This is a genomic window from Rhodopseudomonas palustris, assembly GCF_034479375.1.
GTDB lineage: Bacteria > Pseudomonadota > Alphaproteobacteria > Rhizobiales > Xanthobacteraceae > Rhodopseudomonas > Rhodopseudomonas palustris_M.
The window spans coordinates 4,711,877-4,731,788 of record NZ_CP140155.1; the positions used below are offsets into that span (position 1 = coordinate 4,711,877).

Annotated in this window: 18 protein-coding genes; 8 read left to right on the top strand and 10 right to left on the bottom strand. The window is 66.0% G+C overall.

Annotation, left to right across the window (positions count from 1 at the left end; genetic code table 11):
• Nucleotides 1-240: 240 nt before the first annotated feature.
• The 7 genes from SR870_RS21325 to SR870_RS21355 all read right to left on the bottom strand — a co-directional run bounded on the left by SR870_RS21325 (nucleotide 241) and on the right by SR870_RS21355 (nucleotide 6,146).
• The gene (locus SR870_RS21325) at nucleotides 241-1,674 is read right to left on the bottom strand and encodes a homospermidine synthase (protein WP_322515496.1); all 1,434 of its coding nucleotides are present in this window, start codon (nucleotides 1,672-1,674) and stop codon (nucleotides 241-243) included.
• Between the two features lie 135 nt (nucleotides 1,675-1,809).
• Nucleotides 1,810-2,214, bottom strand: a complete 405-nt coding sequence (rnk, locus tag SR870_RS21330) for a nucleoside diphosphate kinase regulator (protein WP_322515497.1) — start codon at nucleotides 2,212-2,214, stop codon at nucleotides 1,810-1,812.
• Between the two features lie 258 nt (nucleotides 2,215-2,472).
• On the bottom strand, nucleotides 2,473-2,859 hold the full coding sequence (locus SR870_RS21335; RefSeq protein ID WP_322515498.1) for a RidA family protein: 387 nt from the start codon (nucleotides 2,857-2,859) through the stop codon (nucleotides 2,473-2,475).
• Nucleotides 2,860-2,985: 126 nt separating this feature from the next.
• Nucleotides 2,986-3,153, bottom strand: a complete 168-nt coding sequence (locus SR870_RS21340) for a hypothetical protein (protein ID WP_322515499.1) — start codon at nucleotides 3,151-3,153, stop codon at nucleotides 2,986-2,988.
• A gap of 10 nt (nucleotides 3,154-3,163) precedes the next feature.
• Nucleotides 3,164-3,751, bottom strand: a complete 588-nt coding sequence (locus SR870_RS21345; RefSeq protein WP_322515500.1) for an N-acetyltransferase — start codon at nucleotides 3,749-3,751, stop codon at nucleotides 3,164-3,166.
• Nucleotides 3,752-3,895: 144 nt separating this feature from the next.
• Nucleotides 3,896-5,038 (bottom strand): type III PLP-dependent enzyme, encoded by a 1,143-nt coding sequence (locus SR870_RS21350; protein WP_322515501.1) that lies wholly within the window; start codon nucleotides 5,036-5,038, stop codon nucleotides 3,896-3,898.
• Nucleotides 5,039-5,885: 847 nt separating this feature from the next.
• The gene (locus SR870_RS21355) at nucleotides 5,886-6,146 is read right to left on the bottom strand and encodes a hypothetical protein (RefSeq protein ID WP_322515502.1); all 261 of its coding nucleotides are present in this window, start codon (nucleotides 6,144-6,146) and stop codon (nucleotides 5,886-5,888) included.
• A 199-nt stretch (nucleotides 6,147-6,345) separates the two neighbouring features.
• Between SR870_RS21355 and SR870_RS21360 the strand changes: the two genes are divergently transcribed.
• The 6 genes from SR870_RS21360 to SR870_RS21385 all read left to right on the top strand — a co-directional run bounded on the left by SR870_RS21360 (nucleotide 6,346) and on the right by SR870_RS21385 (nucleotide 13,531).
• Nucleotides 6,346-8,436, top strand: a complete 2,091-nt coding sequence (locus SR870_RS21360) for a M3 family metallopeptidase (RefSeq protein ID WP_322515503.1) — start codon at nucleotides 6,346-6,348, stop codon at nucleotides 8,434-8,436.
• Nucleotides 8,437-8,440: 4 nt separating this feature from the next.
• Nucleotides 8,441-9,094, top strand: a complete 654-nt coding sequence (locus SR870_RS21365; RefSeq protein ID WP_322515504.1) for a DUF1007 family protein — start codon at nucleotides 8,441-8,443, stop codon at nucleotides 9,092-9,094.
• A 191-nt stretch (nucleotides 9,095-9,285) separates the two neighbouring features.
• Nucleotides 9,286-10,464 (top strand): nickel/cobalt transporter, encoded by a 1,179-nt coding sequence (locus SR870_RS21370; protein WP_322518340.1) that lies wholly within the window; start codon nucleotides 9,286-9,288, stop codon nucleotides 10,462-10,464.
• A gap of 172 nt (nucleotides 10,465-10,636) precedes the next feature.
• Nucleotides 10,637-11,674 (top strand): ferrochelatase, encoded by a 1,038-nt coding sequence (gene hemH / locus SR870_RS21375; protein ID WP_322518341.1) that lies wholly within the window; start codon nucleotides 10,637-10,639, stop codon nucleotides 11,672-11,674.
• 206 nt (nucleotides 11,675-11,880) lie between these two features.
• Nucleotides 11,881-12,861, top strand: coding sequence for an SPFH domain-containing protein (locus tag SR870_RS21380; protein WP_322518342.1), 981 nt, complete (start codon nucleotides 11,881-11,883; stop codon nucleotides 12,859-12,861).
• A 208-nt stretch (nucleotides 12,862-13,069) separates the two neighbouring features.
• Nucleotides 13,070-13,531: an NfeD family protein gene (locus SR870_RS21385; RefSeq protein ID WP_322515505.1), complete on the top strand. Its 462-nt coding sequence runs from the start codon at nucleotides 13,070-13,072 to the stop codon at nucleotides 13,529-13,531.
• A gap of 189 nt (nucleotides 13,532-13,720) precedes the next feature.
• Here the strand turns inward: SR870_RS21385 and SR870_RS21390 are convergent, their stop codons facing one another.
• Complete coding sequence (locus tag SR870_RS21390; RefSeq protein WP_322515506.1) at nucleotides 13,721-14,734, bottom strand: KpsF/GutQ family sugar-phosphate isomerase; 1,014 nt, start codon at nucleotides 14,732-14,734, stop codon at nucleotides 13,721-13,723.
• Between the two features lie 239 nt (nucleotides 14,735-14,973).
• Between SR870_RS21390 and SR870_RS21395 the strand changes: the two genes are divergently transcribed.
• Complete coding sequence (locus SR870_RS21395) at nucleotides 14,974-16,668, top strand: outer membrane beta-barrel protein (RefSeq protein WP_322515507.1); 1,695 nt, start codon at nucleotides 14,974-14,976, stop codon at nucleotides 16,666-16,668.
• 242 nt (nucleotides 16,669-16,910) lie between these two features.
• Here SR870_RS21395 and SR870_RS21400 read toward each other — a convergent pair whose 3' ends face one another.
• Entirely contained in the window at nucleotides 16,911-17,183 is a 273-nt protein-coding gene (locus tag SR870_RS21400) for a hypothetical protein (protein ID WP_322515508.1), read from the bottom strand.
• A gap of 176 nt (nucleotides 17,184-17,359) precedes the next feature.
• On the opposite strand from SR870_RS21400, the gene SR870_RS21405 reads away from it, so the two are divergent.
• On the top strand, nucleotides 17,360-18,871 hold the full coding sequence (locus tag SR870_RS21405) for a diguanylate cyclase (protein ID WP_322515509.1): 1,512 nt from the start codon (nucleotides 17,360-17,362) through the stop codon (nucleotides 18,869-18,871).
• A 57-nt stretch (nucleotides 18,872-18,928) separates the two neighbouring features.
• On the opposite strand, the gene galU is transcribed toward SR870_RS21405, so the two are convergent.
• Nucleotides 18,929-19,804 carry a UTP--glucose-1-phosphate uridylyltransferase GalU gene (gene galU, locus SR870_RS21410; protein WP_322515510.1) on the bottom strand — a complete coding sequence of 292 codons (876 nt, stop codon included), beginning with the start codon at nucleotides 19,802-19,804 and terminating at the stop codon, nucleotides 18,929-18,931.
• Nucleotides 19,805-19,912: the final 108 nt, after the last annotated feature.

Sequence of the window (19,912 nt, forward strand, 5' to 3'; positions counted from 1 at the left end):
CAGCTCGCGAACCCGGAATCTCGATGGCTGGCACGGCGCGACCTCTCCCGCTTGCGGGAGAGGTCGGATCGCGCAGCGATCCGGGTGAGGGCACGCCTCTCCGCGCTTGCTGAGTCGGTGCCCGCGTCGCCCTCACCCCAACCCTCTCCCGCAAGCGGGAGAGGGGGCGCGCTGCGATTGGGGAGAGGCGCGTGTACTTATCTGACGTTGAAATCGCCTGATTGAGGCGACCTCGTCGCCTCAGCGCACCAGCACGTTGCGGAACTGCCACGGATCCGAGGTGTCGATGTCCTCGGGGAACAAGCCGGGGCGGTCGGCGAGCGGGGTCCAGTCGGTGTAGTAGCCCTTGACCGGGCCGAGATACGGCATCTGCACTTCGAGGCAGCGCTTGTAGTCGAGCTCGTCGGCTTCGACGATGCCGGCTTCCGGATTCTCCAGCGCCCACACCATGCCGGCGAGCACGGCCGACGACACCTGCAGGCCGGTGGCGTTCTGATACGGGGCGACCCGGCGGGTCTCCTCGATCGAGAGCTGCGAGCCGTACCAATAGGCGTTCTTGGCGTGGCCGTAGACCAGCACGCCGAGTTCGTCGATGCCGTCGACGATCTCGTTCTCGTCGAGGATGTGCCATTTCGGCTGCATCTTTCCCTCGGCGCCGAACATCTCGTGCAGCGACAGCACCGCGTCGTTGGCCGGATGATAGGCGTAGTGGCAGGTCGGGCGATACACCACGTTCTGGCCGTCGCGCACCGTGAAGTAATCGGCGATCGAGATCGAATCGTTGTGGGTGACGAGGAAGCCGTATTGCGCGCCCGGCGTCGGGCACCACGAGCGAACGCGGGTGTTGGCGCCGGGCTGCAGCAGATAGATCGCAGCGCCGCAGCCCTCGGTGTGGGTGCGGCCGTTGTCCGGCATCCAGGTCTCGTGGGTGCCCCAGCCGAGCTCGGCCGGCTGCAGGCCCTCGGAGACGAAGCCTTCGACCGACCAGGTGTTGACGAACACGTTCATCGGCTTCGGATTTTTGGCGCGCTGGGTGTCGCGCTCGGCGATATGGATGCCCTTGACGCCGAGCTTGTGCGCGAGCTGCGCCCAGCCTTCGCGGCTCTTCGGCTCGTTGATTTCTGTACCGGTGTCGCGGGCGATGTCGATCAGCGCCTGCTTGACGAACCACGACACCATGCCGGGATTGGCGCCGCAGGTGGACACCGCGGTGGTGGTGCCTTCGCCGGCCTTGGCCTTGGCGGCCAGCAGGGTCTCGCGCAGCGCGTAGTTGGAGCGCTTCTCCGGGCCGGCGCTCTTGTCGAAATAGAAGCCGAGCCAAGGCTCGATCACGGTGTCGATATAGAGCGCGCCGATCTCCTGGCACATCGTCATGATGTCGACCGAGCAGGTATCGACCGACAGGTTGACGCAGAAGCCCTGGCCGCCGCCTTTGGTCAGGAGCGGGATCAGCAGTTCGCGGTAGTTGTCGCGGGTGACGCCCTCGCTGATGAAGCGCACGCCGTGCTTCTTCGCCAGTTCGCCGTCCTCGTGCGGATCGATGATGACGAAACGGTCCTTGTCGTACTCGAAGTGCCGCTCGATCAACGGCAGGGTGCCTTTGCCGATCGAGCCGAAGCCGATCATCACGATGGGGCCGGTGATCTTGGCGTGAATCTTCGAAGTGGACGACATCAGGGATGAACTCCGGACAGGGGTGGACGGGGCGATACCGCTACGGCGGTCGGGACGGATCGGGAATACGACGGCGGGGTGAAATTCGGATGTCACCTCGGCGGCAATCAGGTCGACGCAGTCAGTTTGGTGCAGTCAGTTCGGCTCGGACACGCTGAGTACCGTCAGGGAGCGCCGCTCGCCCGACGGCGTTTCGAAGGTGATCGACTGCCCGACGGAGAGGCCGATAAGCGCCGCTCCGATCGGGGTCAATACCGAAATGCGGCCGGCCTCGACATCGGCGTCGGGCGGATACACCAGCGCGACGTGCTTCTCCTTGCCGGTGCTTTCGTCCCGGAAGGTCAGCTCGGAGTCCATGCAGACGATGCCCGGCAGCGCTGCGCCATCCGGCGCCACCTCGGCGCGCGCCACTTCGCCGGCGAGAAAATCGGCCGTCGCCGGGTGGCGCTGCGCAGCAACCTCGGCGAGCTGGCCGAGCCGTTCGGCGTCGCGGCTGCGAAGAACGATCGGCGGGCGCTGAAGAACAATCGACTGATTCATCGCTTACGGCTCCTGTCACGCCGGACGCACTGTGCGCGCCGGCATCTCGGGATGGTGTCAGAACGGGAAGAAACGGGGAGGTCGACGAAATCGTAAGGCCCGGATCGCGCACGCGCGCGTCCGGGTCACCTTCCTGCGTGAAGGCGACCGGCGCGCAGCGTCAAACGGTTGCGGGGCAAATTCGTCATGGTTCAGGAAACCTGGGGGCTCCCCGCCGCAAAGTCAACGGGGAGCCGATTATTGTGGAAGTAGCAAGACTTAGCTGCGGCGCTTGGCGGTGACTTCGATTTCGATCTTCATTTCCGGCTTGTACAGGCCGGCGACCGCCACGATCGTCGCCGCGGGGCGGATCTCGGCGAGATTCTCGCCGCACACCGCGAACACCGCATCGGCGTCCTTCGGGTCGGTGATGTAGTAGGTCGCGCGCACGATGTCTTCCATCGCGAAGCCGGCTTCCGCGAGCGCCGCGCCGATCGTCTTGAAGCAGTTGCGGGTCTGCGCCGTGACGTCCTCGGGCAGCGTCATCGTGGTGTAGTCGTAGCCGGTGGTGCCGGAAACGAAGACGAAATCGCCGTCGACCACAGCGCGGCTGTAGCCGGCGGTCTTCTCGAATGGCGATCCGGTGGAAATCAGGCGACGCGACATCGAATATTCCTGGAACTGAGGGAGATCGGCAGCCAATGCCGCGTCTGGTTCTGCAAATCAAGGCCGAGCAAATCAAAGCCGAGCAAATCAAAGCCGAAACTGTCTCAGCCCTGACACACGATTGGGCTAGGCTGCGGTTGTCTCGGCCCCACGGGTCCAGCGCCGACGCAAGGCGTCGACGGCGATCTTGAGCACGAACACGGTGAGTACCAGCACCGTGACGCGCGGCCGCTTGGCCGGATCGCGCGGTGCGAAGACGCGATGGGTCGGGCGTGGAAAACGCAGAAAACGCATAGGACTCTCCTTACGCGGCGCGACGAAGACGCGCCCGTTCGGTGCGCGCCGGCTTGGCGGCGGCACCGGTGGCGATGATCAGGCCGGCCGCGCCGTCGAGCGCGCCCTCCCGCAGTTCGAGGCCGAGCAGGCGGTCGCGCTCGAACGGACCCGGCAGCGCCAGCAAGCCCATCTTATCAGCCGTGAAGCCGAACCGCGCGTAATACGGCGCGTCGCCGAGCAGGATCACCGCGCCGTGGCCGCGCGCAGCCGCTTCCGCCAGCGCCGCGCGCATCAGCGCGCCGCCGACGCCGAACTCGCGGCACGACGAATCGACGGCGAGGGGGCCGAGCACGAGTGCGGCCCGGCCCCCTGCGTCGACATGCCAGAGACGCACGGTGCCCACCAGCCGACCCTGACGGACCGCGGAGAAGGCGAGGCCTTCCGCGGGCGCGCGTCCATCACGCAAACGCTGGCAGGTGCGCGCATGCCGGCCTTGGCCGAAACACGCATCCAACAGGCGCTCACGCGCAGCAATATCGGAGCTCTTTTCCGCACGGATCGCGAACGGAAGAGCTGCGACGTTCAGGGCAGTCAGGGTGGTCCGAGCGTTCATCATGGCACGTCGATCCCCACGCGGTCCGGTGCGCGCACCGGCAGCGTGTTGTCAGCAAACTTGCATGTGACAGGGAGAGGCCGGCAAGCCGGCCTCGATTGTCTCAACGCCACCTCCGCGTGCGGCGGAGGTGGAGAGGGCCTACCCTCAGATGTGGTAGGTCCGCAGCGGCGGGAAGCCGTTGAAGGCCACCGCCGAGTAGGTCGACGTATACGCGCCGGTGCCTTCGATCAGCAGCTTGTCGCCGATCTCGAGCGTCACCGGCAGCGGGTACGGCAACTTCTCGTACATCACGTCGGCCGAATCGCAGGTCGGGCCGGCGAGCACGCAGGGCGTCATCTCGGCGCCGTCATGGCGCGACTTGATCGCGTAGCGGATCGACTCGTCCATCGTCTCGGCGAGACCGCCGAACTTGCCGATGTCGAGATAGACCCAGCGCACATCGTCCTCGTCGCTCTTCTTCGAGATCAGAACGACTTCGGTCTCGATGATGCCGGCGTTGCCGACCATGCCGCGACCCGGCTCGATGATGGTCTCCGGGATCTGGTTGCCGAAGTGCTTGCGCAGCGCCCGGAAGATCGAGCGTCCGTACTGCACCACGGCCGGCACTTCCTTCAGGTACTTGGTCGGGAAGCCGCCGCCCATATTGACCATCGACAGGTTGATGCCGCGCTCGGCGCAGTCACGGAACACCGACGACGCCATCGCCAGCGCGCGGTCCCACGCCTTCACCTTGCGCTGCTGCGAGCCGACATGGAACGAGATGCCATAGGGCTCCAGGCCGAGACGCTTGGCGAGATCGAGCACGTCGACCGCCATCTCCGGATCGCAGCCGAACTTGCGCGACAGCGGCCACTCGGCGCCGGCGCAATCGTACAGGATGCGGCAGAACACGCGGGCGCCGGGGGCGACGCGGGCGATCTTCTCGACTTCGGCGCTGCAATCGACCGAATAAAGGTTGATGCCGAGCGCGAAGGCGCGCGCGATGTCGCGTTCCTTCTTGATCGTGTTGCCGAACGAGATCCGGTCAGGAGTCGCACCTGCGTCGAGCGCCATCTGGATCTCCTGCACCGAGGCGCAGTCGAAGCACGAACCCATCGAGGCCAGCAGCGACAGCACTTCCGGCGCCGGGTTCGCCTTCACGGCATAGAACACGCGGCTGTCCGGCAACGCCTTGGCGAAGCTCTGGAAGTTGTCGCGCACGACCTCGAGGTCGACGACCAGGCACGGTTCGACGTCCTGACCTTCGTTGCGGCGGGCGCGGAGGAATTCCTGGATACGTTCGGTCATAGCACTCTCCCAGCCGCCCAGCGATGGACGGACTCAAAACGGATCACGGTCGAAGCGCTTCGGCCACGTCACGCGATGGAGGCGCAACGCAGCAAATCGCTCAGACCGAACTGTTCTGCCGTGGATTGGAAGGGAGTGATCCCGCCCGCACACCTGGCAATGAAGGACAAGCCTCTTCGGTATTCGCGCTGGCTGATGGAAAGCCAACAGAGACCAAAAAAGCCCGATCCGTCGTTGCTTTAAGTCGCGTCCCCCGTTGAGAGCGGGGTGCGCCGGTTCGCCTCCGGCTGCCGATCACGGTTGCAAGAGAAAAAGTCACCTTCAACGGCATCTCTTGAGAGAGATGCTGGCCACATGATCCTGAGACCACGAGACCCTCGGCTTCTTCATCCCTTGGCGGCTGTCCGGCCTCTTGTCCGGATACCTACCGATCGACACACGACCACAGGCACGTGCGAAATTGGGCAAGACCGGAGATAGGTGTTTCAGTCCGGGTCTGCAAGAGGTTTTTTGACCCTGCGCGAGATTTCTCCAACGCGTGCGCGCAGCGTTGCTGATAAGTCACGGATCTTCGCCTCAGCATGAACGGCTGTTCAAGATCACTAACAAGTGCTGAAGATCCGGCAGCCGGGCGTAGCGCGCTGCAAGCCCGGAAACCAGCGCGGCACAGGCGCGAAATGCACGTCGGCTGATTTGATACGATCGTCGCGCCGCATCCAGGTACGCGACGGGATCGATTGTGACAGAGCTTGGATTCGTTTGAAGCGCGCGCTCAGGCGCGTTTGAAGCGGTAGCGCTCAGGCGCGTTTGAAGCGAGAGCGCTCAGGCGCGTTTGAAGCGCGCGCGCTCAGGCGCGTTTGAAGAACGGCTCGATCCGCTGCGCGTTGCGGATGAACGCCACCATCACGACGACGCCGAGCACGAACAGCACCGCCTGCAGAATCTGGGTGGCGCCGCCCTCGAGCCCGAACAGGATCCCCAGCGCCCAGCCACCCGCGAAGGCGGCGCCGAACACCTCGGCGCCGATCAGGATCGCGGCGCTGATCACGGTGACGACGCTCGGCCAGGCGATCTGACGGGGCGCGTTCGGGTTCTGGAGCTTGCTCATCGGTCGGTGTCCTGTTGGGCGGCGCAATCTCTCTGAAAAAGTCCGCCGCGGCAAGCCAAAGCCGATGATCCCGCAAAGTGTCAGCAGTGCGGCGCTGCGCGGGGTGAATAATCCGTGACCGGACGGCGGTCGGGGCGCAAAAAAGCCCCACCCGGTGCTATATGTTCGCAATTCTCGACGCCCAAAGCAGGATCCCTTGATGTCTGAAAGCACTGGACCGATTGCCGCACCGACCAGCGCCGGCAATCCGCTGTTGCAGGCCTGGACCACGCCGTTCGAAACCCCGCCATTCACCGAGATCGCGCCCGAGCACTTCCTGCCGGCGTTCGAGCAGGCGTTCGCCGACCACGCCGCCGAGATCGCCGCGATCACCAACGATCCGACCGAGCCGGACTTCGCCAACACCGTCACGGCGCTGGAGCGCTCCGGCAAGCTGCTGAACCGGGTCGCGGCGGTGTTCTACGATCTGGTCTCGGCGCACTCCAATCCGGCGCTGCTGGAGATCGACAAGGACGTGTCGCTGCGGATGGCGCGACACTGGAATCCGATCATGATGAACGCGGTGCTGTTCGGCCGCATCGCCGCGCTGCACGACAGGCGTGCCGAGTTGACGCTGACATCCGAGGAGCGCCGTCTGCTGGAGCGCACCTACACCCGCTTCCACCGCTCCGGCGCCGGCCTCGACGAGGCCGCGAAGAAGCGCATGGCCGAGATCAACGAGCGGCTCGCGCAACTCGGCACCGATTTCAGCCATCATCTGCTCGGCGACGAGCAGGACTGGTTCATGGAGATCGGCGAGGGCGATTATGACGGGCTGCCCGACAGTTTCGTCGCCGCAGCCAAGGCCGCCGCGGAGGAGCGCGGGCTGCCCGGCAGGGCGGTGGTGACGCTGTCGCGTTCCTCGGTCGAGCCGTTCCTGAAAATGTCCAGCCGCCGCGATCTGCGCGAGAAGGCCTACCGCGCCTTCATCGCCCGCGGCGACAACGGCAACGCCAACGACAACAACGCGCTGATCGGCGAGATCCTCGGCCTGCGCGAGGAGAGCGCCAAGCTGCTCGGCTATCCGACCTTCGCGGCCTACCGGCTGGAGGATTCCATGGCCAAGACGCCGGAGGCGGTGCGCGGCCTGCTGGAACGGGTGTGGAAGCCGGCGCGCGCCCGCGCGATGGCCGACCGCGACGCGTTGCAGGAACTGGTCACGGAAGAAGGCGGCAACTTCAAGCTGGCGCCGTGGGACTGGCGCTTCTACGCCGAGAAGCTGCGCCAGCGCCGCGCCAATTTCGACGATTCCGCGATCAAGCCGTATCTGTCGCTCGACAACATGATCGCCGCGGCCTTCGACACCGCGACCCGGCTGTTCGGCGTCACCTTCGCCGAGCGCAAGGACGTGCCGGTGTGGCATCCCGATGTTCGCGTCTGGGAAGTCAAGGACGCCGACGGTGCGCATCGTGGCTTGTTCTACGGCGACTATTACGCCCGGCCGTCGAAGCGCTCCGGCGCCTGGATGACCTCGCTGCGCGACCAGCAGAAGCTCGACGGCGCGGTCGCGCCGCTGATCATCAACGTCTGCAACTTCTCGAAAGGCGCCGACGGCGAACCCTCTCTGCTGTCGCCCGACGACGCCCGCACGCTGTTTCACGAATTCGGCCACGGCCTGCACGGCATGATGTCCGACGTGACCTATCCGTCGCTGTCCGGCACCAGCGTGTTCACCGATTTCGTCGAACTGCCGTCGCAGCTCTACGAGCACTGGCAGGAGCGGCCCGAGGTGCTGCAGCGCTTCGCCCGGCACTACCAGACCGGCGAGCCGCTGCCGGACGATCTGCTGCAGCGCTTCATCGCCGCGCGAAAATTCAACCAGGGCTTCGCCACGGTGGAGTTCGTGTCGTCGGCGCTGCTCGATCTCGAATTCCACACCCAGCCGGCCGCGAGCGTCGGTGAGGTCCGCGAATTCGAGCGCCGCGAGCTCGACAAGATCGGCATGCCGGACGAGATCGCGATGCGCCACCGGCCGACCCAGTTCGGCCACATCTTCTCCGGCGATCACTACGCCTCGGGCTATTACAGCTACATGTGGAGCGAGGTGATGGACGCCGACGCCTTCGGCGCGTTCGAGGAGGCCGGCGACATCTTCGATCCCAAGGTGGCGAAGCGGCTGCGCGACGACATCTACGCCTCGGGCGGCTCGCGCGATCCAGAGGAGGCCTATATCGCCTTCCGCGGCCGGCCGCCGGAGCCCGACGCGCTGCTGCGCCGGCGCGGCCTGCTCGAAACCCCGGAGGCCGCGTAGCGCCATGCTCGGCTTGCTTCGCCTAGCCGTCATTCGAACCGCGCTCGCGGCCGCGCTGACGCTGTCGGCCGGCGTCGCCGCCGCCCACGCTCATCCGCATGTCTGGATCACCGCGACCAGCGAACTGGTCTACGGACCGGACGGCGCGCTGACCGGCGTGCGCCATTCCTGGGCGTTCGACGACATGTTCTCGACCTATGCGCTGCAAGGGATCGAGACCAAGCAGAAGGGCGTCTACACCCGCGAGGAACTGGCGCCGCTGGCCCAGACCAACGTCGAGTCGCTGAAGGAGTTCGCGTTCTTCACCTTCGCCAAGGCCGAAGGCAAGAAGCAGAAGTTCAACGAGCCGGTCGATTACTATCTCGACGTCACCAACAGCGTGCTGACGCTGCACTTCTTCCTGCCGCTGAAGGCGCCGGTGAAGAGCAAGGAGATGGCGGTCGAAGTGTTCGACCCGAGTTATTTCATCGACTTCACCTTCGTCGAAAAGGACCCGGTCAAGCTCGCCGGCGCGCCGGCCGGCTGCGCGATCAAATTCCAACGTCCAAATGACGGCACGGCCACCGCACAGCGGATGTCGGAAGACAATTTCCTAAGCGGCGACAACTCCAACTACGGCGCGATGTTCGCGAACAAGATCGAGGTCAAGTGCCCGTGATGCGATCGAACGAAGCCGGCAGGCCCGCGGGTTTGCAACCGTCCCGCACCGTCATTGCGAGGACCACCCGGATCAGCGCTACGCGCTGTCCGGGCACAGGCTCCGCGACGAAGCAATCCAGCACCGCGCGTGCCGCCTCTGGATTGCTTCGCTTCGCTCGCAATGACGGGGAGAGGTGGTCGCCGCGGTCGCTGACGCTGCTCTGCTTCGCGCTGCTCGCCGCCGGGCTCCTCGCCGACGCTACGCTGCACAGCGCGCTGGCGCAGAACCCGTTCGGCGCGCCGAAGGCCGCGCCCGAGCCGCAGGCCGGCGGGATCATCGGCTGGCTGCTGGCGCAGCAATCGGCGTTCTACAAGCAGATGTCGGCGACGATTCGCGCCGCGAAGGCGGACGGCAGCGCGGTCTGGACGCTGCTCGGGATTTCGTTCGCCTACGGCATCTTCCATGCCGCGGGCCCCGGCCACGGCAAGGCGGTGATCTCGTCCTACATGATCGCCAATGAAGAGACGGCGCGGCGCGGCATCGTGCTGTCGTTCGTCTCGGCGCTGATGCAGGCGCTGGTCGCGGTGCTGATCGTCGGCATCTGCGCATGGCTGCTCAACGCCACCGCGAAGACGATGTGCAGCGCCGAACGGGCGATCGAGATCGGCAGCTATGCGCTGATCGCGCTGTTCGGCGCGCGGCTGGTGTGGAGCAAGGGCGGCGGGTTCTTTCGCGCGCTGCAGGGCAGCATGCGCAAGCCGGGCCTGGCGCTGGCCGGCGTCCCGGCGATGGCCCATGCGGGCGCGGCGTCCCATGCCCACTCCCATGATCACGGTCATGCGCACGGCCACGGCGATTCGCATGCGCTGCAGGCCCATGCCGGCCACGACCATCACGATCACGGCCACAGTCATGGCCACGATCACGCTCACCACGATCAAGCTCACGCGCACGATCATCATGGTCATGATCACGCCCATGCGCATGACGAATCCTGCGATCATTGCGGGCATTCGCATGGCCCGGCGCCGGCGGAACTGGCCGGTCCCGGCGGCTGGCGGCGCGGGCTGGGCGCGGTGCTGACGGTCGGCATCCGGCCGTGCTCCGGCGCGATCCTGGTGCTGGTATTCGCGCTGGCCCAGGGCATGTTCTGGGCCGGGATCGCCGCGACCTTCGTGATGGGGCTCGGAACCGCCATCACGGTGGCGACCATCGCCACCATCGCGGTGTCCGCCAAGGGCGTGGCGCGGCGGCTTGCCGCGGGTCATGCCGGCGGCGGAGTCCTGTTCATGCGCGGCGTCGAATTCGGCGCGGCAGGGCTGGTGCTGCTGTTCGGCATCGGGCTTCTACTAGGTTACGTCGCCGCCGAGCGCGTGACCTGTCTTTAACCAGGGCGCTCTAAATTCGAGCAATCGTGCGATTGCAGCAAACCGGATCGGTTGTCGTTCGTAGATCGTTTCATAGCTACGGGATGATGCGATCCGGCGCGGCGGCTGGCCACCCCGCGGTCATCGCGTCGTCTTGACAACAATAGGCCAAAGCGCGATGCCAATCAGCATCATGACGGTGATTGTTCCCATTCACGGCCCTGCGCCCGCCCTGGCACCTGCGCCGGAGCGCGTCGGCGTATTGCTGGTCAATCTCGGCACCCCGGACAGTTGCGACACCAAGGGCGTGCGGGTCTATCTGCGCGAGTTCCTGTCGGACCCGCGGGTGATCGAGAATCAGGGGATTTTCTGGAAACTGGCGCTGAACGGCATCATCCTGAACACCCGTCCGGCCCGCAAGGCCAAGGACTACCAGAAGATCTGGAACCAGGAGAAGAACGAGTCGCCGCTGAAGACCATCACCCGCGCGCAGGCCGAGAAGCTCGCGGCGTCGCTGAGCGATCGCAGCCATCTGATGGTGGATTGGGCGATGCGCTACGGCAATCCCTCGATGCGGGACCGGATCGAGGCGCTGCTGGCGCAAGGCTGCTCGCGACTGCTCGTGGTGCCGCTTTATCCCCAGTATTCGGCGGCGACCTCGGCGACGGTGTGCGACCAGGCGTTTCGTGTGCTGCGCGAATTGCGCGCCCAGCCGACGCTGCGGGTGACGCCGCCTTACTACCGCGACGAGGCCTATATCGAGGCGCTGGCGAATTCGATCAATACGCATCTTTCGACGCTGCCGTTCGAGCCCGAGATGATCGTGGCGTCGTTTCACGGCATGCCGCAGTCCTATATCGACAAAGGGGATCCGTATCAGACGCAATGCGTCGCCACCGTCGACGCTCTGCGCGAGCGGATGGGGCTGGACGACAAGAAGCTGCTGCTGACATTCCAGTCACGCTTCGGCTTCAACGAGTGGCTGCAGCCTTACACCGACAAGACCATCGAGAAACTCGCCAAGGACGGCGTGCGCAAACTCGCGGTGGTGATGCCGGGCTTCGCCGCGGACTGCCTCGAGACGCTGGAAGAAATCGCGCAGGAGAACGCCGAGATCTTCATGCACAATGGCGGCCAGGAATTCTCCGCGATCCCCTGCCTCAACGACAGCGATGACGGCATTCAGGTGATCCGGCAGTTGGTGATGCGCGAACTGCAGGGTTGGCTGTAGGCGGCCGGCTCCGAGGGCCGGCTTCACGGCCGCGCACGATACCGCCGCCTCGCCTTGCGATCACGCTCGCTTTCCGCGCGCTCGAACCTTACATCACAATCAGGCGACCCATGACCGGTTGCGCCGGCCCGGCGTGCGTATTGCCATGGCCGCTCGGGTGGCCCGATGCGGACACACTCCGCCGGAGGAGACGTTGCATGTACGACCTGTCTGGCTTCGATATTTTTTCCATCCTTCTCGTGCTGCTGGTGATCCTGACGCTGTTCGCCGGCGTCAAGACCGTGCCGCAGGGCTACAACTGGACGATCGAGCGGTTCGGCAAATTCACCCGGACGCTGGCGCCGGGGCTCAATCTGATCATTCCCTATTTTGATCGCGTCGGCCGCAAGATGAACGTGATGGAGCAGGTGATCGAGATTCCGCAGCAGGAAGTCATCACCAAGGACAACGCCACCGTCACGGTGGACGGGGTCGCCTTCTTCCAGGTGTTCGACGCGGCTAAAGCGAGCTACGAGGTCTCCAATCTCGATCAGGGGATCATCGTGCTGACCATGACCAACATCCGCTCGGTGATGGGCTCGATGGATCTCGACCAGGTGCTGTCGCATCGCGACGAGATCAACGAGCGGTTGCTGCGCGTCGTCGACGCCGCGGTGTCGCCGTGGGGCATCAAGGTCAACCGCATCGAGATCAAGGACATCGTGCCGCCGGCCGATCTGGTCGAGGCGATGGGCCGGCAGATGAAGGCCGAGCGCGTCAAGCGCGCCGACATTTTGCAGGCCGAGGGCGCGCGGCAGTCGGAAATCCTGCGGGCCGAGGGCGCCAAGCAGGGCCAGATCCTGCAGGCCGAGGGGCGCCGCGAGGCCGCGTTCCGCGACGCCGAGGCCCGCGAGCGCTCCGCCGAGGCCGAAGCGCGCGCGACCCAGATGGTCAGCGACGCGATTTCCAAGGGCGACGTCGCGGCGCTGAACTACTTCATCGCCGACAAATACATCAAGGCGTTCGGCCAGCTCGCCGAATCGCCGAACCAGAAGGTGATCATGCTGCCGGTCGAGGCGATGAGCATGCTCGGCTCGCTCGCCGGCATCGGCGAGATCGCCAAGGCGACGTTCGGCGAGGCCGCGACCTCGCAGGCCGCCGCCCGCCGCGGCTCGGTGCCGCCGGCCGGGCCGACGAAGACGTCCTAACGCCCGTAACAACGCCCGTTAGGCGAGTACGGTCTCTCCACTCGTCATGCCCGGGCTCGTCCCGGGCTCCACGCCTTCGGCGGATGTTGCGGGAAGACCGTGGATGGCCGGGACGAGCCCGGCCATGACGGGGATGGACGGGCGAACGACGCGGCACGATAACGGGCGAGAAAGGCCGATGCTTTCGGCGAGACTCTGAGGTGCAGCCATGGCTGAATTGTTTGTCGCGCTCGGCTCCTGGAACTGGCTGATCGCCGGCTTCATCCTGATGGCGCTGGAGCTGCTGGCGCCGGGGGTCTTTCTATTCTGGCTCGGCCTCGCCGCGCTGCTGACCGGCGTCGCGACTTTCGCGCTGGCTTCGGTGCTGGCGCTGTCATGGCAGGCGCAGGCGCTGCTGTTCGCCGCGCTGGCGGTCGCCGCGGTGCCGCTGTGGCGGCGGATGGCGCGCGGCGGCACGGCCGAATCCAGCGCCACCAACCCGTTCCTCAACCGCCGCTCCGATGCGCTGGTCGGTCGCGTCTTCACCCTGGAAAAACCGATCGAGGGCGGCGTCGGCACGGTGCGGATCGACGACACCTTCTGGCGCGTCACCGGCCCCGACGCCCCCGCCGGCAGCCGCGTGAAGATCGTCCACGCGGACGGGGTGAATCTGATCGTGGCGGCGGTGTAGCCCTGCTGCCTCCGTCCTCATGGTGAGGAGGCGCGTAGCGCCGTCTCGAACCATGAGCGGCACGGACTTGCGGCCATCCTTCGAGACGCCCCGGCTTCGCTCTTCGAGCTTCGCCGCGGCTCCTCAGGATGAGGGCCGAGTGTGTGGCGGGCTCAGAGCACGCGGTTAGGCTCTGGCACCAAGCGTTGTCTACGCCACGCCCGCGCGCAGCAGGTCGTGCAGGTGGACGACGCCGACCGGCTTGTTGCCTTCGGTCACCAGCAGCGCGGTGATCTTCGAGGAGTTCAGCAGTTCCAGCGTCTCGCCGGCGAGCAGGCCGGGGCTGATCGTCTTCGGCCGCTTGGTCATCACCTCGTCGACGGTGGCGGTCATCAGGTCCGGCCGCATGTGGCGGCGCAGATCGCCGTCGGTGACGATGCCCGCGACGTGACCCTTGGCGTCGACGATGCCGACGCAGCCGAAGCCCTTGGCCGACATCTCGACCAGCGCGTCCGACATTTTGGTGCCGAGCGGCTTCAGCGGCACCGCGTCGCCGGTGTGCATCAGGTCGCGGGCGTATTTCAGCATCGCGCCGAGCTTGCCGCCGGGGTGCAGCACGCTGAAATCGGTCGAGGTGAAGCCGCGGCCCTCCAGCAGCGCGATCGCGATGGCGTCGCCGAGCGCCAGCATCATCAGCGACGAGGTGGTCGGCGCCAGATTGTGCGGGCAGGCCTCGCGCGCCTTCGGCAGCGTCAGCGAGATATCTGCGGCCGTGGCCAGCGTCGAGCCGCAATCGGAGGTCATCGCGATCAGCGCGATCTTGAACCGCTTGGCGTAGCTGATCAGGTTCTTCATTTCCGGCTGCTCGCCGGACCACGACATCGCGAGAATGATGTCGTCGGCGGTGATCATGCCGAGGTCGCCATGGCTGGCTTCCGAGGCGTGGACGAAGAACGCCGGCGTGCCGGTCGAGGCGAAGGTCGCCGCGATCTTGCGGCCGATATGGCCGGATTTGCCGAGCCCGGTGATGATCAGCCGGCCTTTGGCGGTGCGGATCGTCTCGATCGCCGCGGCGAAGGCGCCGCCGAGGTCGGACTGCAGCGCCGCGGCGAGCGCGGTGACGCCATCGGCTTCCGCCTCCAGCGTGCGCAGGGCCGAAGGGATCGCGGCGGCAGCGAGGTCGGTCATCGCGGATTTCGTGGTGCGGGGTTTGGAAAGAGCCATGCAGGGTCCCGAAGCGTCAAGCCGAGGTGTGGCCGGGGCCCTTCCTAGCATGCCGTCGCACGGGATGCGACGCGCCCGGCCGCGGTCCGGAGAGGTTCTCAACCGATCGTTCGCCGCCGGTCTCAACTCCTCCTTAACCATAAACGTTTTTACTCCATTAACGATGATCGCCGCCACCGGTCCTCCGGGTGGCTCGGTTTTCGCGTGCAAGAAATTGTTTTCGTTGAGGTTTTGTGATCGTGACCCCGGCGCCAGCAACCGGCCGCCTCCGCCGTGCAGCGTTGCTGCGGGCGGCAGCCGCATGCCTGCTGACCGGCGCGGCCGGGCACGCCGAGGCGCAGAGCCTGACCCGCGACCTGTTCCGGCCGGAGCGCGGCGCGTTCGTCTCGCCGCAGGACCTGCCGCTGCAGCGGACGCCGCGGCTCGCGACCGCCGCCGATCCGTATGCGACCGACGACGAACCCCGCAGAGACAGAACCACCCCGTCGCGCCTCACCGGGGCGCCGAATTTCGGGATGCAGCCCAGCCTCGGAACCGCTGGAACCGGCTACGATGCGCTCGGCCGCAAGCGCCAGAAGCCGAAGGCCTTTCCCGGCGCGCCCCAGCCGAAAGCGGTCGGCCCGGGCTCGCGGGCGGTGATCGCCGCGCCGCCGCCCGGCCGCCCGCTGCCACCGTCGCAGAATGCCGCGAAGCTTCCGGTCGCGGCGGCTTTCGCCGGGACGCTGCCCGGCCAGCCGACCCGACGCCGGCTCAAGCCCGACCTCGATCCGTTCGGTCCGGTCGGCGACTATGCGGGCAGCTTCCTGTTCAAGGGCGCGCTCGAACTGAACGGCGGCTACGACACCAATCCCGGCCGCACCAACAATCCGCGGGCCTCCGGCTTCTACAAGATCTCGCCGGAGCTGATGGTGACGTCGGACTGGGAGCGCCACGCGCTGGTCGCCGATCTGCGCGGCTCCTTCACCGGCTACGGCCACGACTTCAACAATCCGGCCGGCGGATTTTCGTCGGCGCCGCGCAATCTCGATCGGCCGGACTTCGACGGCCATATCGACGGCCGGCTCGACGTCACCCGCGACACCAGGCTGCTCGGGCAGGGCCGCCTGATCGTCGGCACCGACAATCCCGGCAGCCCGAACATCGAGGTCGGCCTGCAGAAATATCCGATCTACACCCAGACCGGATTGTCCGGCGGCATCGACCAGACCTTCAACCGGCTGCAGCTCACCGGGATCGCCAGCGTCGATCGCCGCGCCTACCAGCAGTCGGTGTTCACCGACGGCAGCACCGACACCAACAACGACCGCAACTACAACAGATATGCCGGCACCGGGCGCGTCAGCTACGAGATCCTGCCGGGTCTGAAGCCGTTCGTCGAAGGTCAGGCAGACACCCGGGAGCACGACACCGCCACCGATCGTTACGGGTTTCGGCGCAACAGCAATGGCGGCTACGTCAAGGGCGGCACCAGCTTCGAGCTGACGCGCCTGCTCACCGGCGAGGCGTCGATCGGCTGGGCGTCGCGGACCTACAGCGATCCGCGGCTGCTCAAGCTCGAGGGCCTGCTCACCACCGCTTCGCTGATCTGGACGATGACGCCGTTGACCACGGTGAAGCTCGGCGCCGACACCACGATCGACGAATCCCCGCTCTTCGGCGTCTCCGGCGTGCTGACGCGGACCTACACCGCCGAAGTCGACCACGATTTCCGCCGCTGGCTGACCGCGATCGGCAAGTTCACCTATGCGACCTACGACTATCAGGGCTCCGGCCGCAGCGACCGTTTCACCTCGCTGGAAGGTAATCTGGTCTACAAGCTCAATCGCTCGCTCTGGGTCAAGGGCACGCTGCGCCGCGATCAGCTCGATTCCAACATCGTCGGCGGCAGTTACAACGCCACCGTGGTGATGCTCGGCGTCAGGCTGCAGAACTAGAGCCGTTCTGTCCCTGATGGAATCAGCACTGGCGTTCCGGGGCACTCACCACAGGCACAACCTCATGGTGAGGAGGCGCGAAGCGCCGTCTCGAACCATGCGCCACAGGCCCTGCGTCGCCGCATCCTTCGAGACGCCCGGCTTCGCCGGGCTCCTCAGGATGAGGAGGCAGTGCATTTGGCCAGGGCCGTATCGCTGCAATCAATCGATGAATTGCTCTAGCGAGGTTCGCCTGCCGCAGTTCAGTACGGCCTGCGCTGGCGTTCGGTCTTGATGCGGCGGAAGCGGACGCCCTTGCCGTCGGGCAGACGGGTCGCGACATAGCCGGCTTCGAGGCAGGCCTCGCGCTGCGGCATTTTCTCCTCCGGCGCGCGCGTCGAGTCCCACCAGGAGGCGCGCTGCGCCGCGCGCGGCAGAGCGAATCCGATGAGATCCTCGATCTGCTCGTTGCTCAGGACCAGTTCCGTCGCGGTCTGGCTCTTCAGATAGTCACGGAGCTGTTCGAATTTGCTCACTTCGGATCCTTGTCGGCAGAAATCGGCGACGCCTGCATGCGGTTCGCAGACCCTCGTGGTCTGTGGGCACTTCACGGTCAGTGTCGACAGTCGCCGGTGAAATCAAGCGTTAACCGCAGGTTAGGTCATGATCGCAACTTAAGCGCTCCGCAAGTTTTGAATGGCTATTTTCAGGCATGAACAGTGGTGGGATTATCGATCGGATCAGGCATGAAATGGGGCGCCGGCGGCGGATGTCGCCGCGCCTCCTGATCCTGTCGTCGGTCGTCACCGTGCTCGGGTTCTCGGCGGTCTGCGGCAGCATCATGCTGGAGATGCGGCGCAACGCGCAGGAACTGGCGCGCCAGACTCAGGAAAATCTGGCTTCCACGATCAGCGCCGACATCAATCGCACCATCGAGCTCTACGACCTGTCGCTGCGTTCCGCGGTCTCCAGCCTGGCGCTGCCGCAGCTCTCGCAGGTCGACGACGCCATCCGTCGCCTGATCCTGTTCGATCACGCGGCCACCGCCCCGCATTTCGGCGCGATCCAGGTGTTCGACGCCCGGGGCGACCTGACGATCGATTCCGCGTCGCGGACGCCGGACAAGACCAATCGCGGCGCAGAACCCTATTTCACCGTGCAACGGGATCAGCCCGATCACGGCCTCTACATCAGCAGCCCGATGCAGCACCGTGGCGCCTATTCGATCGTGCTGAGCCGCCGCGTCTCGGGGCCGGACGGGCAGTTTCGCGGCATCGTCGCGGGTTCGATCCGCTTCAGCTATTTTCAGGAAGTGTTCAGCCGGCTGCGGTTGGCGCCACAGGACGTCATCGCGGTGATCGCGCGCGACGGCACGTTGATCATGCGCACGCCGTTCAGCGCCGATCTGCTTGGTTCCAACGTGATGGCTAAGATCGGCATGAACGCCGTCCTGAGTCAGCGGCGCGGCTGGTTCAGCGGGCACGGCAAGCTCGACGCCATCGCCCGAATGTACGTCTGGGCCGACAGCACCCGGCCGCTGGTGGTGCTGGTCGGCAAATCGTGGAACGATGTCTTCGCGATGTGGCGCGCGGAAGCGATCCGGATCGGCCTGATCCTGCTCGGGCTTGCGGTCATCGTCGCCGGCTTCACGGTGTTCTTCATTCGTGAGATCGATCGCCGCGCCGAGGCCGAGCGCCGGCTGGAGGAACTCGCCACCACCGATGCGCTGACCGGCCTGACCAACCGCCGCAAGTTCGACATCGCGATCGACCGCGAATGGCGGCGCGCGGCGCGGTCGAACGCGCCGATCGCGCTGATGATCATCGACGCCGATCACTTCAAGGCTTTCAACGACAGCTATGGCCATCAGGCGGGCGACCAGGTGCTGGTCGGCATCGCGTTGTGCATCGGCGATACCGTGCAGCGCGCCGGCGATTGCGCGGCGCGGTTCGGCGGCGAGGAGTTCGCCGTCCTGCTGCCGGGCCTGAATGCGACGGCGGCGCAGGCGATGGCCGAGACGATCCGCGAGAAGGTCGAGCTCTGGTCGGGAGGTCAGGCCGGCGTCACCGTCAGTATCGGCGTGGCCAGCATGACGCCGAACCCGGCGCAACACTGGTCGGTGCTGTTCGAAGCCGCCGACAAGGCGCTGTACGCCGCCAAGGATCTCGGCCGCAACCGCTGCGTGGTCGCCGCGAGCCGCAGCGACCTGACGCTGGTCGCCTGAGCCTGACTTGAGCGACGAGGGCTTGGGCGACCAACCTGGGCGGCCAAGCCTCGGCGATTACTTCCCGAGGTAACGCTGCATGTCGGCGATCAGGCCCTCGCGGAGATCGTCGCGCCGCATCGCGAAGGCGATGTTGGCGCGCAGGAAGCCCGCCTTCGAGCCGCAATCGTGGCGCTCGCCCTCGAATTCGACGCCGTAGAACTTCTGCGTCTTCGATAGCCCGATCATCGCGTCGGTGAGCTGGATCTCGCCGCCGGCGCCGCGCTCCTGGGTCTCCAGGATCTTGAAGATTTCCGGCTGCAGGATGTAGCGGCCCGAGATCGACAGATTCGACGGCGCGGTGCCGGGCTTCGGCTTTTCGATCATGCCGTCGATCTCGAACGCCTTGCCGTCGCGCTTGCCGACGCCGCAGATGCCGTATTGGTGCGTCCGATCGGCCGGCACTTCCTCGACCGCGATGACGTTGGCCTTGTCGCCGAGCTTTTCCGCGGCCTGGATCATCTGCTTGAGGCAGCCCGGCGTATTCAGCACCAGTTCGTCCGGCAGCACCACCGCGAACGGTTCGTTGCCGACGATGTCTCGCGCGCACCACACGGCGTGGCCGAGTCCGTGCGGCGCCTGCTGGCGGGTGAAGCTCATCGCGCCGGCTTCCGGCTGGTCGCGCGCCAGGAGCTCCATTTCCACGGTCTTGTTGCGGCCCTTCAGCGTCATGTCCAGCTCGAACTGGCGGTCGAAATGGTCCTCGATCATGCCCTTGTTGCGGCCGGTGACGAAGATGAAGTGCTCGATGCCGGCTTCCTTGGCCTCGTCGACGACGTACTGGATCAGCGGCTTGTCGACGATCGTCAGCATCTCCTTCGGCATCGCCTTGGTGGCGGGAAGCACGCGGGTGCCGAGGCCGGCGACCGGGAAGACGGCTTTGCGGATTTTCATGGAGCGCGATCTCTCAAAGGGTACTTGCGGGAGCCTGCGGCGGCCGGCGGGTGTTGCAGCTTGCAACCAAGGCGGATGTGTGGAGTTCCACGATCGCAGTCGAAAGTC